Source organism: Streptomyces sp. NPDC088910, assembly GCF_044749865.1.
Taxonomy (GTDB): Bacteria; Actinomycetota; Actinomycetes; order Streptomycetales; family Streptomycetaceae; genus Actinacidiphila.
Genome location: NZ_JBIVIV010000014.1, coordinates 101033 through 114655 on the forward strand (window position 1 = coordinate 101033; position 13623 = coordinate 114655).

The 13623-nt window shown below is 71.0% G+C and carries 11 protein-coding genes; 3 read left to right on the forward strand and 8 right to left on the reverse strand.

The features are described 5' to 3' along the window. Positions 1–8 precede the first annotated feature (8 nt). From ACIP4Z_RS28675 to ACIP4Z_RS28690, 4 genes are all read right to left on the reverse strand, one after another. On the reverse strand, positions 9–1766 hold the full coding sequence (locus tag ACIP4Z_RS28675) for a discoidin domain-containing protein (protein ID WP_391049204.1): 1758 nt from the start codon (positions 1764–1766) through the stop codon (positions 9–11). 17 nt (positions 1767–1783) lie between these two features. Further along, positions 1784–3679 (reverse strand): adenylyl cyclase, encoded by a 1896-nt coding sequence (locus tag ACIP4Z_RS28680; protein WP_401312953.1) that lies wholly within the window; start codon positions 3677–3679, stop codon positions 1784–1786. Positions 3680–3775: 96 nt separating this feature from the next. Continuing rightward, positions 3776–4882, reverse strand: a complete 1107-nt coding sequence (locus ACIP4Z_RS28685; protein WP_355347946.1) for a DUF1996 domain-containing protein — start codon at positions 4880–4882, stop codon at positions 3776–3778. Between the two features lie 1219 nt (positions 4883–6101). Then, positions 6102–7757, reverse strand: coding sequence for a fumarate hydratase (locus tag ACIP4Z_RS28690; protein ID WP_401312956.1), 1656 nt, complete (start codon positions 7755–7757; stop codon positions 6102–6104). A gap of 132 nt (positions 7758–7889) precedes the next feature. Between ACIP4Z_RS28690 and ACIP4Z_RS28695 the strand changes: the two genes are divergently transcribed. Together ACIP4Z_RS28695 and ACIP4Z_RS28700 are read left to right on the forward strand one after the other, a co-directional pair. Continuing rightward, positions 7890–8585, forward strand: a complete 696-nt coding sequence (locus tag ACIP4Z_RS28695; RefSeq protein ID WP_355347952.1) for a DUF1707 domain-containing protein — start codon at positions 7890–7892, stop codon at positions 8583–8585. Between the two features lie 333 nt (positions 8586–8918). Next, on the forward strand, positions 8919–9272 hold the full coding sequence (locus ACIP4Z_RS28700; RefSeq protein ID WP_188281299.1) for a WhiB family transcriptional regulator: 354 nt from the start codon (positions 8919–8921) through the stop codon (positions 9270–9272). Between the two features lie 138 nt (positions 9273–9410). On the opposite strand, the gene glpX is transcribed toward ACIP4Z_RS28700, so the two are convergent. Next, positions 9411–10442: a class II fructose-bisphosphatase gene (gene glpX, locus ACIP4Z_RS28705; RefSeq protein WP_355347954.1), complete on the reverse strand. Its 1032-nt coding sequence runs from the start codon at positions 10440–10442 to the stop codon at positions 9411–9413. 164 nt (positions 10443–10606) lie between these two features. Between glpX and ACIP4Z_RS28710 the strand changes: the two genes are divergently transcribed. Continuing rightward, positions 10607–11164, forward strand: a complete 558-nt coding sequence (locus tag ACIP4Z_RS28710; RefSeq protein ID WP_401312960.1) for a DUF4245 domain-containing protein — start codon at positions 10607–10609, stop codon at positions 11162–11164. Between the two features lie 106 nt (positions 11165–11270). On the opposite strand, the gene ACIP4Z_RS28715 is transcribed toward ACIP4Z_RS28710, so the two are convergent. The 3 genes from ACIP4Z_RS28715 to xseA form a co-directional block, all read right to left on the reverse strand. Beyond that, complete coding sequence (locus ACIP4Z_RS28715; protein ID WP_391049214.1) at positions 11271–11864, reverse strand: malonic semialdehyde reductase; 594 nt, start codon at positions 11862–11864, stop codon at positions 11271–11273. Positions 11865–11982: 118 nt separating this feature from the next. Next, complete coding sequence (locus ACIP4Z_RS28720; protein WP_391049216.1) at positions 11983–12264, reverse strand: exodeoxyribonuclease VII small subunit; 282 nt, start codon at positions 12262–12264, stop codon at positions 11983–11985. Between the two features lie 133 nt (positions 12265–12397). Continuing rightward, positions 12398–13606 (reverse strand): exodeoxyribonuclease VII large subunit, encoded by a 1209-nt coding sequence (gene xseA, locus ACIP4Z_RS28725; protein ID WP_355347966.1) that lies wholly within the window; start codon positions 13604–13606, stop codon positions 12398–12400. Between the last annotated feature and the right edge of the window lie 17 nt (positions 13607–13623).

Below are 13623 nucleotides of genomic sequence, written 5' to 3' on the forward strand. Positions count from 1 at the left end.
CTCTCCGCTTAGTTGTAGACGCCGAATTCGTAGAGCGAGTACCCGTAGGCCGTGCCGCGCTGCGTGCCCGTCAGGCGCACATAGCGACCGGTGCCGGAGACGTCGAGGTCGTCGATGTCACCGTTGCCGTCGGTCACGGACTTCACCGTCGTCCAGTTCTGCCCGTCGTCGGAGGTCTGGATGTCGTACGCCTTGGCGTACGCCGACTCCCAGGAGAGCTGGACGTGGTGGAAGGCGGTGGTGGCGCCCAGGTCGACCTGGATCCACTGCGGGTCGCTCCAGTCGCTCGCCCAGCGGGTCCCGGCGTTGCCGTCCACCGCGTTCGACGGGGTGCACGGGCAGCCGCCGGTCGGGTCGGTCTGGTACGTGGAGGCCGTCGCGGGCTTGTTGAGCGCGACATTCGTACCGTTCGGCTTCGGCGGCACGATCCGCACCGACTTGGAGCCGTAGCTGACGTTGCCGTGGTTGTCGGTGGCGCGGACGTACGCCTCGTACACGCCGACCTTCTCCGGCGCCTTCGCCGTCAGCGTGCCGCCGTTCTGCGTGGTCGCGGCCGGAGTGAGCGAGCCGTTGTTGTCGATGTAGATGCTGCTGAACAGCACCTGGTACGTGATCGGATCGTTCTCCGGGTCGGAGGTCGAGGTGGTGATCGTCACCGTGCCGCCCGCGGGCACGCCCGAAGTGGCGTTGTCCACGGTCATGTCGGTCACCAGCGGCGGCTGGTTGTCACCCGAGGTGTTCCCGCCGTACGCGCGCTTGACCGCGTAGTACGAGGGCCGCTTCAGGCCGTCGGGCACCAGGTTGAACCAGATGCCGCCGAAGTCGTCCTCGTTGCCGTAGTGGAAGAGCGTGGCGCCCAGCGCCACACCGGGGTGGCCGGCCACGCAGTTCCACGCGTTGGTGTAACCGTCCGCCTTCTGCTGGTCGGTGGGCTCGTCCGCCACACCGTTCGCGTCGTTCGGCACCTCCCACGAACCGGCCGGGCCGCCCTCGGTGATGATGTACGGCTTGTCGTAACCGCCGCTCTCCCACGCCGACTTGACGTTGCAGACGTCCTTGTAGGAGTTGACCGCCAGCAGGTCCAGGTCCGGGGTGTTGCGCTTGTAGTACGGCCACGCGCCGGTCCACGCGTCGGTCGACGTCACCGGGTGGTTCGGGTCCGCCGCGTGCACCGCCTTCGACAGGTCGTTGACGAAGGAGGTGTACGCGTTGCGCTCCTGCTCCAACTGGTCACCGCTGTAGCAGTTCTGGAGCCCCAGCACCGACTCGTTGCCGACGTCCCACATCAGCACGCCCGGGTTGTCCTTGTAGGTGTTCACCCACTTCGGGAACTCCGCGAGCATGTTGTTCTTGTACGTGGTGTCCGTCAGGTAGTCGACACAGCCGCCCGAGCCGGGACCGCCGCCCGGCTGGAGCCAGAAACCGGCGATCACCTTGATGCCGTTGGCCGCCGCCGCGTCGAACAGCGGCGCGCTGCTCGCGTCCGTACCCCACGTACGGATCGTGTTGACGCCCATCCGTGCCACGTCCGGCAGGTCCGCCGCCGCCTGCGAGGGCTGCGGACCCCACGTCAGACCCTTCACGGTGTACGGGGCGCCGTCCACGGTGAGCTGCCAATTGCCCTGCGAGCCGGTCACCTTGACCACGCTGCCCGCCGCCTGCGCGGCCGGGGCCTGCACGACGGCGAGACCCGCCGCGACCAGTGCCGCCACCGCGAGGGGCGCCAGGCCGCGCCTGGCCGTCCTCCTGATCACATGTGCGCGCATCTCGTCCTCCGAGGGGGTCACGGGTAGCTCACCAGGTAGGAGATACCGGAGTTGGTGTTGTTCACCGGGTCACCGGTCTCGTTGACGACATGGCTGATCGTCCCGTCGTTGCCGAGCGAGACGGTGACCATGTCGTGCAGCCGCACCCCGGACGTGTTCGGCACCAGCAGGGCGCTGTCGGCGACGACGCTCGGGTCCGCGAGGAACAGGCAGTAGCTGCCCAGCCCCCACGCCTCGTGCGAGGAGACCGAGTCCGCCACCTGGTAGGCGGCGTAGCCGTGCCGCGAACCGTCCATCCAGGCCGCCTGGTTGGGCGGGTCGTACGGCATCTCGTTCTGGAAGAAGTACGTCCGTCCGGCGTCGCCGTTCCAGAGCACCTCGGTCTTCTGGTGGTGCTCCACGAACAGGCCGTACATCGTGACGCGCGCGCCGTTGACGACCAGGCCGGTGTCGCTGGTGTTGACGTCCCAGCCGACACCGCTGCCGTGGTCGGCCCGCCACAGCCACAAATTGTCGCCGATCACGTCGGAGCTGTTGATCTCGACGCTGACGGTGGCCTTGCCGGCCTGCGCGCCGCCGATGCGCACGAACACGTCCTGGAGGAGCGTCGGGTCGCCCGCGTGGCCGCCGCCGGCGCCCCGCGGTCCGACGCGGACCAGCACCGCGGAATTCGTGGCGCCCGCGTCGATCAGCAGCCCGGAGATCTTCACACCGTCGACGTCGGCGACGGACAGCGCGGTGATGCCGTTGTCCGGCAGCAGCGTGGCGATGCCCAGGCCCAGCACGACCGTGCCCGCCCGCGTCACCTCCACGGTCTGGTCGAGGGCGTACACGCCCGGCGTGACCAGCAGGTGCTTGCCCTGCGCCAGCGCGGAGTTGATCGTGGCCGCCGAGTCGCCCGGCTTCGTGACGTAGAAGTCGGTCAGCGGGATCGACTCGCCCTGCGCGCCGCCGTTCCAGGTCACCCCGCGGGCGTTGCTGTGCAGCGCGGGCACGAACACCTGGTACGCGCCGGACCCGTCCACGTACAAGAAGGGCTTCTCCCGGATCACCGGGGCGCTGTCGACCACCGTGTGGGAGGGGTCGGGGAAGTTCTGCGGCGGCGCGCCGTCCACGCCGACGAAGACCATGTTCCATACGGAACCGGCCCATTCGCCGAGCGCGCTGTTCCGGGTCAGCCACTGCTGCTGGGAGCCGGACACGACCCGGCCGTCCACCTTGCAGTCGGCCATGAAGCCGCCGCTGGACCAGCCGTCGTAGCCGTTCCACAGCGGGACCTCGCCGCGGATGTGCACGCGGCGCAGCGGGGCGGCCTGCGAGACCGCCCAGCGGTTGGAGCCGCCGGTCGGGGTGACCGACAGATTCTCGGCGCTGCGCCAGAAGTTCTGGGTGGCGTTGCCCTGCATCCAGTCGGCCTCGACGTGCACCAGGCCGTGGATGTCGACGTCGTCGGGGGACAGGCCGAGCCCGGCGACGTGGGTGTAGAAGCCGACGTTGACGTCGAGTCCTTCGTACGTGCCCGGCTTGAAGAAGAGCGCGAAGCGGTCGGTGCCGAACTGGTTGGACTCCTGGCGGCGGAAGACGTCCGAGACCTTCGCCTGGATGTCGGCGATCGGCATCGAGGGGTCGAAGACCAGGACGTTGGGGCCGAAGTCGGGGTCCGCGGCGGCGGCGCGCGGACCGGCCTTCGTACCGGCCGTCGAACCGGCCTTCGTACCGTTCGCGCCGGACGCGGTGGCCGCGGTGGCCGCCGAGGCGCGGCCCGCCAGTACCGGGGTGGCCGCGAGGGCCGCCAGCGCGCCGAGGGCCGCGCGCCGGGAGAAGACGGATGTCACCGGTGAGCCGGGTGTGCCGGTCGTGCTGCCTGTGCTGCTTGTGGGGGGTTGAGAGGGGGGAAGTGCGGGGCTGTTCATAGATCACCTGTGTGTTGGGGGGACAGGTTTCCGGAGAGCGCTCTCCCACGGGGTCGCGTAAAGCCCGGCCCGCGTGGGAGAGCGCGGTGTCCGGGCTTACGGCAGTTGGTAGTTCTGGTTCAGAGCCGCGCCCTTCTGGGGCTGCGACTGGTCGTAACCGCGGGCGTCGCACTGGAGTCCACCGTTGATGCAGTGGGTGACCAGGGCGTTGAGGGTCGGGGCGTCCCAGTCGTTGAAGAAGTCGTAGTGGAAGGAGAAGCCCTGGCCGCTGGAGAGGTGGACCTGCGACATGTCGCCGTTCACCGGCCAGGCCATCTTGAACTCGATCATCGGCAGGGCGACCGGGTGGTCGGCCGGGCAGACGTTCTGGTTGGCGCCGCCGGCGACCGGGTAGGCCATGTGACTCTTGTGGTCCGGCACGTCCAGGTGGATGCCGTCCCAGCAACTCGGGGCCTGGAGACGGATGTTGAGCTGCGTGTCAGGCGTGTTGGGGCAGCTCACCGGGATGTTCCAGTTGTGGTAACTGGTCCCGCACTCCCAGCCCTCGACGGTGCCCTTGAGGTGCTGGAACTCGTCCTGCGTCTGGCTCGGGCTGCCGACCACGAAGCGCAGGCCCTTGGGGAAGGGGCGGACGCTGGTGTAGTCGTTCACAGACGACTTGTAGTAGATCGTCTGCGTGCCGACCGGCAGGATCTTCTGGGTGCCCTTGAACAGACTCGGCATCCAGTACGCCGACTTGTCGCCGGGCGCCAGACACACCGTGTTACCGGTCTCCAGCGAGGCCGTCGTGGAGTTGCCGTTCGTGCTGGTGTTGCCCATGAAGGTGTGGTCGTGCGAAGCCCCCGGCTGGCCGGGGAAGACGATCGGGTCGTCCGGCGCCGTGTGCGTGGGGGCACACTGGGCCTGGAACTCGTGGAAGTACGCGTGCGGCGGCTCGTACGTCGACGGTGTCACGCCGGTGACCGGCGGGTTCGCCATGATGTAACCGTCGCCGTCCGGGTCGTCGCCGGACGCCAGTCCGTTGCCGGTCAGCGGCATCGCCATGCCGGGCATCCCGGCGTGGTCGGCCGCGTGGTCCGCGGCGGCCGGTGTGCTGGCGGAAGCGTTTCCGGTCGTCATCGCGACCCCGCCGATACCGAGGCCGGTAGCGGCGAGTGACAGGGCTATGAGCAGCCCCGGGATCCTTCTGGTCCTCCGTGCCATGGAGACCTCCTGCTTGATGGTGCGCATGGGGGGCTGACGGCACGACGTGGCGGCAGGCGTCATGACGGGCCGTCAGTTGGGAGAGCGCTCTCCCAGGTACGGAATGTTCCGCTCCCGCTAAGGACATGTCAACGGTTGATGAATCGGCCCCGCTGCGCGAGCCGGGCATTCCGCCACCCCCCGACCACCCTGGCCTGCAAGCCCTCCACTTCTTGCGGATTTCGTGAAGGTCCACCCCCTGCCCTTGGCCTATACCAACCCCCGGCGCCACGCGCTGGCGTAGTCAGCGGTCCCCCCGCTGGGTCGCCCCTTGGGCACGGGCGGGTGGTGCCCCGCCGCCGTGCGGTTCTCGGCCGGCCCCGCCGCCCGGGCACTGCGTGCTGGCGTAATCAGCGGCCCCCACCCCACGCGGTTTTCGGCCCGCCCCGCCGCCCCGGCGCCGTGCGCTGGCATACGCGGCGGTCGCCCCGCCGGGCCTGCGGCGTGGACGCTGGGGTGTCACCCCCGGCCGTTGGGTAACCGGCAGGGCTCCGGCGCGGTGCCGCGCCCCCTCCGGCGGGGCCTTCGCCCGGTTCAGCGCCGCGTCGCGACGCATGCCGGGTGACGGGCGTCGGCGATCAGCCGCCGGGCCGGCCCCGTAACGCGGGCGCTGCCACGCCCCGCCGCATCAGGTGCACCGACTTATGGCCCGTTGCCGCCGGGCCCTGCTTCGACTCGCCTTGCGCGCTGCCCGCGCTACCTGCTGCCGCGTCCGCGTCTGCCGCTGCTCCTGCGGGCACCATCGCCCAGCCCGCGTGCAGTGCGCGCTCGCGCCCGCGTATGTCGCCGTCGCCGCTCCCGAGTCTGCGGAGTTGCGGCCCCACCCCGCAGGGCAAGCGCGTGCCCACTACCGTGCGCGAGCATGCGGTCGTTGCCGCCCCGCGGGTCTGCACGCACCCGTGCCGCGCTGGTGCCGTCGCGGCTCTCGTGCCGCCACCGCCCCGCAGGGCGATACCCGCCCGTGCCTGTGCCGTGCGCGTCCGCGCCTGCCGCCGCCGCGGCTTTCCAGTGGCGCACGCCCGCCCCCCGCGGCGGCGACAGCGCGCACCCGTGCAAGCCACCGCCCCGCAGGGCGGTACCCGCTCGTGCCCGTGCCGTGCGCGCCCGCGGCTACCGCCCCCCCGCGGCGCGGCCCCCCGGCGGGGCGGCAGAGCCGTAGGCGGCGAGCTTCCCGCAGGGGTCAGGCGCCTTGGCGGCGGGGGATGGTGGTGAAGGTGGGGGAGGGGGAAGGGTCTTGGAAGAAGTCGTTGCCCTTGTCGTCGACGACGACGAAGGCGGGGAAGTCCTCGACCTCGATCTTCCAGACGGCTTCCATGCCGAGTTCGGCGTATTCGAGGACGTCGACCCGCTTGATGCAGTCCTGGGCGAGGCGGGCGGCGGGGCCGCCGATGGAGCCGAGGTAGAAGCCGCCGTGGGCGGCGCACGCGTCGGTGACCTGCTTGCTGCGGTTGCCCTTGGCGAGCATCACGAAGGAGCCGCCCGCGGCCTGGAACTGCTCGACGTAGGCGTCCATCCGGCCCGCGGTGGTCGGCCCGAAGGAGCCCGAGGCGTACCCCTCGGGCGTCTTGGCCGGGCCCGCGTAGTAGACGGCGTGGTCGCGCAGGTACCGCGGCATCTCCTCGCCCGCGTCCAGCCGCTCCTTGATCTTGGCGTGCGCGATGTCGCGGGCCACGACCAGCGGCCCGGACAGCGAAAGCCGGGTCTTCACGGGGTACTTGGTCAGCTCGGCGCGGATCTCGTCCATCGGCCGGTTGAGGTCGACGCGGACGACGTCGTCGTCCAGGTGCTCGTCGGTGGTCTCCGGCAGGAAACGCGCCGGGTCCGTCTCCAACTGCTCCAGGAAGACGCCCTCGGCGGTGATCTTCGCCAGCGCCTGCCGGTCCGCCGAGCAGGACACCGCGATGGCGACCGGGCACGACGCGCCGTGCCGCGGCAGCCGCACCACCCGCACGTCGTGGCAGAAGTACTTCCCGCCGAACTGCGCCCCGATCCCGATCCTCTGCGTCAGCTCGAAGACCTTCTGCTCCAACTCCTTGTCCCGGAAGCCGTGTCCGGCCGCCGAGCCCTCGGCGGGCAGCTCGTCCAGGTAGTGCGCGGACGCGTACTTGGCCGTCTTCAGGGCGAATTCGGCGCTGGTCCCGCCCACCACGATCGCCAGGTGGTACGGCGGACAGGCCGCCGTACCCAGCGAACGGATCTTCTCCTCAAGGAACTTCATCATCGACGCCTCGTTCAGCACCGCCTTCGTCTCCTGGTAGAGGAAGGACTTGTTGGCGCTGCCACCGCCCTTGGCCATGAAGAGGAACTTGTACGCGCCGCCGTCCGTCGCGTACAGCTCGATCTGCGCGGGCAGGTTGGAGCCGGTGTTCTTCTCGTCCCACATCGTCAGCGGGGCCATCTGCGAGTAGCGCAGATTGAGCTTGGTGTACGCGTCGTAGATCCCGCGCGACAGCGCCTCCTCGTCGCCGCCCGCGGTGAGGACCTGCTGGCCGCGCTTGCCCATGACGATCGCCGTACCGGTGTCCTGGCACATCGGGAGCACGCCGGCCGCCGCGATGTTCGCGTTCTTCAGCAGGTCGAGCGCGACGAATTTGTCGTTGGGGCTCGCCTGCGGGTCGTCCAGGATGCGGCGGAGCTGCGCGAGGTGGGTCGGGCGCAGGTAGTGGGAGATGTCGTGCATCGCCTCGGCCGCGAGCAGCCGCAGCGCCTCCGGATCGACCGTGAGGAACGTACGCCCGTCCGCCTCGAAGGTGCTGACACCCTCGGCGGTGAGCAGGCGGTACGTGGTGGGGTCCTCGCCGAGGGGAAGCAGATCCGTGTAGGCGAACTCAGGCATGGGGCATTCCTCACTCGGCGGCGGCGCTGCGGCCTCCCGATTCTAGAACGCCCCCGAACGGCCGGGCGGGCCGGACCCCTAGGGGGTACTTCGGGGTAGTCGCGATCTATCGCGTCTGTGTACCGTAGGGACGTGGACGAATCGCAGCTCCAGAAACGCGCGCAAGAGCAGCCCCAGCCGGTGCGTACGGGCAAGCCCACCGCGGAAGCGGACCTGCGGGCGTCGGACGCGGACCGGGACCGGATCGCCGACATCCTGCGCGAGGCCCTGGCCGAGGGCCGTCTGGACTCGTCGGAGCACTCCGAGCGGCTCGACCAGGTCTACGCGGCCAAGACGATGGGCGAACTGGAGCCGCTGGTAAGGGATCTGCCGGTGGGCAGGACCAGCGCCCCGGCGCCCGCCCCCGCGGCGCGCGGCGGTTACCACTACGCCCCCGACCCCAGCGGCGAGAACCCGAACCTGGTCGGCATCCTCGGCGGGGCCGAGCGCAAGGGCCGCTGGCGCGTCGGCCACCGGATCACCGCGGTCGCGATCATGGGCGGCGTCGAGATCGACCTCACCGAGGCCACCTTCACCTCGCCCGAACTGGTCATCCACTGCACCGCGATCATGGGCGGCATCAGCGTCAAGCTGCCGGAGAACGTGACGCTGCGCGGCGGCGGGGTCGTCGGCATCATGGGCGGCTCCGACGTCAAGGCGTTCGAGGCGCCGGACGCCGACGCGCCGGTGGTCCGCATCGACGGCTTCGCCTTCTGGGGCGGCGTCGAGGCGAAGGCCAAGCGCGGCAAGAAGGTCAAGGACTGGACGAAGAAGAACCTCGAGAGCTGAGGCGCGGGACCGGTCGGGGGAGCCTCCGGCGCCGGGGTGAGGCGGCCTCGCGCACGGGTGAGCGGGCAGCGGCGGTTTCACGCCCCCCGACTCCGTAACGGCTGTGATTGATGGTGCGTAAGTGCGCCAAGCATCGTGCGTGTTTCCGCCATCCGCAGGTCACAGGCTTGCGGGGCTCTCGCGCCGGGCGAACACGGTGCGCATGAAGTCGCGTACAGCGGGTAGGGGTTCGAGCACGCCGCCGCACTGCCGCCGTTGAGATCCGCGCCCGCCGGGGGAGTGGTCGGTGACGCGCCAGGGTGGCAATCGCCGAGCCGTCGTCAGGAGTATCCCGTGCTTCAACCGATCGAGCCCGTCACGGACACCGCCTACCCGCCCGGTCATCCGCGGGATCTGGGCGGGCCCTGGCACTCGGAGGCCGCCTGCCGCAGTGACGAGGCGGGGCTGTTCTTCGCCCCGTCGAAGGAGCCCACTGCCGCTCGTCTGTCCCGGGAAGAGGCGGCCAAACGCGTGTGCGCGCGCTGCCCGGTGATGCTCGAATGCCGCGAACACGCCCTGCTCCAACCGGAACCGTACGGGGTGTGGGGCGGCATGACCGCCGCCGAGCGCCGCGTGGTGCTGGCCCGCCGCCGCCGTCGCGAGGTCGAACTCCAGCGCCCCGACCCGCAGATCGCCGCCGCGGGCTGACCGTACGGCTCAGCGGCTCAGGAGTTTCGTCGGCCGGGCGCCGCCCGCCGCGCCGCATCCGGGAATACGGGGCCCGAGTGCGCCGCGGCAGGCGGCAGCCGACATACCGAAGGACGTACCGAAGACGGGGAGCGGGCCTCAGCGCGCCCGGTCGAAGTCGATCGCGCTGTACGCCCGCAGCTTGGACAGCCGGTGCGTGGAGTCGATCTGCCGGATCGTGCCGGACTTGGAGCGCATCACCAGCGACGAGGTGGTGGCGGTCTCCGCGCGGTACCGCACCCCGCGCAGCAGTTCGCCGTCGGTGATCCCGGTGGCGACGAAGAAGACGTTCTCGCCGCTGACCAGGTCCTTGGTGTGCAGAATCCGGTCCAGGTCGTGCCCGGCGTCCAGCGCCCGGCGCCGCTCGGCGTCGTCCTTGGGCCACAGCCTGCCCTGGATCGTGCCGCCGAGGCAGGTGATCGCGCAGGCCGCGATGATGCCCTCGGGCGTGCCCCCGATGCCCAGCAGCATGTCCACGCCGGTGCCCTCGCGCACCGCCATGATCGCGCCCGCCACGTCGCCGTCGGCGATGAACTTGATCCGGGCGCCGGTCTCGCGGATCTCCTTCACGATGCCGTCGTGCCGCGGCCGGTCGAGCACCACGACGGTGACGTCCTCGGGCGCGCTGCCCTTGGCCTTGGCGACCCGGCGCACATTGACCGCGGGCGGCGCGGTGATGTCGACGTACTCGGCGGCCTCGGGGCCGACCACCAGCTTGTCCATGTAGAAGACGGCCGAGGGGTCGAACATGGTGCCGCGGTCGGCGACGGCGAGCACCGCCACTGCGTTCGGCATGCCCTTGGCGGTCAGCGTGGTGCCGTCCACCGGGTCGACGGCGACATCGCACTCGGGCCCGGTGCCGTCACCGATCCGCTCGCCGTTGTAGAGCATCGGCGCCTCGTCCTTCTCGCCCTCGCCGATGACGACGACGCCGTTCATCGAGACGGTGTGGACGAGGGTGCGCATCGCGTTCACCGCGGCGCCGTCGGCCCCGTTCTTGTCGCCCCTGCCGACCCAGCGTCCGGCCGCCATCGCGGCGGCCTCGGTGACGCGTACGAGTTCGAGTGCCAGGTTGCGGTCGGGGGCCTCCGGGCTCACTTCGAGCTGGGGCGGCAAATGCTGTTCGGTCATCACGCGCACCTTTCTGTACGAGGACGGCCGGAATATGAGGGTGTTCCGACCCTATCGGTTCGGCGCGAATATGAGCAGGGTGCACGTCACATGAGCGCCTGGGGCCCGGTGCGGGCCGGGACCCGTGGAGGGTGCGGACCCCGGCGTCCGGGGCCGTTCCCGGCATGGGGGACGATGGTCGGGTGGCAGCAGACAAACGTGGCAACAAGACCGTGCGGGACCTGGTGCTGTCGATGGCGGTGATCGGCGCCGTCGCCGCCCTCATCTACGTGTTCATCCCGCACGACTCGAAGGCCGACCCGACCAAGCCGGTCACCTTCTCGGTGGAGCTCGGCCAGGCGCGGCGCGACGCGCCGTACAAGGTGGCGGGGCCCGAGGGGCTGCCCGCGACCTGGCGGGCCACCTCGGTCACCTACAGCGCGGCCGACCCGCAGGCGGTGACCTGGCACATCGGCTTCGTCGACCCCGAGGACCAGTACGTCGCCGTCGAGCAGAGCAACGCCGCGGCCGAGCCGTACATCAAGGACGTCACCTTCGGCGCGCACCGCGACGGCGGCCGTACGGTCACCGCGGGCGGCCTGGTCTGGGAGCGCTACGCGGGGCCGAAGTACAACGCGCTGGTCCGTAAGGAGCAGGGCGTCACCACGGTGGTGCTGGGCACCGGCAAGGACGCGGAGCTGACGACGATGGCCGCCGCGCTGAAGGAGCGCGGCGGCCAGTAATCGGTAGCCGGTCGTACGGACATACGTCCCACCGGTAGCCGGTCGTACGGACGTACGTGTGACCAGGTGCCCGGTCATACGGACATACGTCGGTCCGTCGTACGGATCAGACGGTCGTCACGACCTGCTCGTACGACAGGCGCGGGTTGCGGTCGTACCAGGCGGCCTCGCCCGGCTTGCCTATGTTGACCACGGCCAGCACCGAGTGCTCGCCGTCCGCGAAGAACTCCTTGTTGATTCCGTCGGCGTCGAAGCCGGTCATCGGGCCGGCGGCCAGACCGGCGGCGCGGACGCCGATGATGAAGTAGCCGACCTGGAGCGCGGCGTTCAGCGCGGCGGACTGCTCGCGGACCGGGCGCTCGGCGAAGATCACGTCCTTGGCCTGCGGGAAGACCGGGAGCAGGGTGGGCAGCTCCTCGTGGAACTCGTTGTCCGCGGCCAGGATCGCCACCAGCGGCGCGGTCGACGTCTTCGCCTTGTTGCCCTCGCTCATGTGCCGCACCAGGCGCTCGCGCCCCTCTTCGGTACGGGCCAGGACGACGCGCAGCGGCTGCTGGTTGAACGCGGTCGGCGCGTACTTCACCAGGTCGTAGATGGCCTGGACCTGCTCGTCGGTCACCGGCTCGTCGGTGAACGTGTTGGCGGTGCGGGCCTCACGGAAGAGCAGGTCCTGGGCGGCGGTGTCGAGCACGAGAGTCATGCGGGATCCTCAGGTCTTTCGGTCGTGCGAGGGGGGCGCGCCGGGGAGCGGCGCGTCGGAACACTCCGACCAACCTGGGTGAACGTTCAACCATTCCCTGGGGCAAGCGTGACCCCTGTCACTCCTGTGCGGCCCCCGTGACGTCTTCCGCCTCCTCGTCGTCCTCCTCCGCCGCCAGCGCCGCGTCCAGCCGGGCCCGCGCGCCCTCCAGCCAGCGGCGGCAGACCTTGGCCAGCTCCTCGCCCCGCTCCCACAGGGCCAGGGACTCCTCCAAGGTCGCGCCGCCCGCTTCCAGCCGCCGTACGACGTCCACCAGCTCGTCGCGCGCCTGCTCGTACCCGAGGGCCGCGCTGCCGCTCTCCCGGTCCGCCGTATCGGTGGTGCCTGCCGTGTCTGCCATGGGGGCAAGCCTAGGCGCGGGGTGGGACAGGTCAGGCGACGCGCACACCGACATCAGCGCGCGACACCGAACCGCGTGACGACGACATCACCGCGCGCCGCCGCACCGCGCGCCGCCCACGCCCACCCCGGCATCACTCCGTGACGCGCACCGTGAAGTCGCCCTCGGCCACCCGCGCCCGCAGCGCGTCGTCCGGGGCCACCTCCGCCGGGTCCCGTACCACCGAGCCGTCCTCGCGCTGGAGCACCGCGTACCCGCGGCGCAGCGTCGCGGCCGGGGACAGCGCGACCACCCGCGCCAGGGTGTGCGAGAGATCCGCGTCGGCGCGCTCCAGCAGATGGCGCAGCGTGCGGCGGGCCCGGTCCACCCGGTCGGCCACCTCCGCCGCGCGGCCGTCGATCATCCCGTACGGCGCCGCCATCGACGGACGGCTCAGCGCCGCCTCAAGGCCGCGCTCCTCCCGGTCCAGCAGCCCGCGCATCACCCGCAGCGCCCGGTCCCGTACCAACTGGACGCGCGCCAGCTCCTCGCGCACATCCGGCACGATCCGCTTGGCCGCGTCGGTCGGGGTGGACGCCCGCAGGTCGGCGACCAGGTCGAGCAGCGGCGAGTCCGGCTCGTGGCCGATCGCCGAGACCACCGGGGTCCGGCAGGCCGCGACCGCGCGGACCAGCTCCTCGTCGGAGAACGGCAGCAGGTCCTCGACGCTGCCGCCGCCGCGCGCCACCACGATCACGTCGACATCCGGACGCGCGTCCAGCTCCCGTACCGCCTCGATCACCCGCGGCACCGCGCTCGCGCCCTGCACCGGCACATTGCGCACCTCGAAGCGGACGGCGGGCCAGCGCAGCCGCGCGTTCTCCCGCACGTCCCGCTCGGCCGCCGAGGCGCGGCCGGTCACCAGGCCGATGAGCTGCGGCAGAAACGGTATGGGCCGCTTGCGGTCCAGCGCGAAGAGCCCCTCGGCCGCCAGCGTCTTCTTCAACTGCTCCAGGCGCGCCAGCAGTTCACCCACCCCGACCGGGCGGATCTCCACCGCGCGCAGCGAGAGCTGGCCGCGCGGCCCGTACCACTCGGGCTTGGCGTGCATCACCACCCGCGCGCCCTCGCCGACCACGTCCGCGACCTGCTCGAAGACACCGCGGAAGCACGTCACCGTGATCGACACGTCGTGCGAGGGGTCGCGCAGCGTCATGAACACCACGCCCGCGCCCGGCCGCCGCGACAACTGGGTGATCTGCCCCTCCACCCACACCGCGCCCAGCCGGTCGATCCAGCCGCCGATCAGCCGCGACACCTCACCGACGGGGATCGGCGTCTGCGCCGAGGTGTTCAGAGCCATGCCCGCAGCGTAGTGGG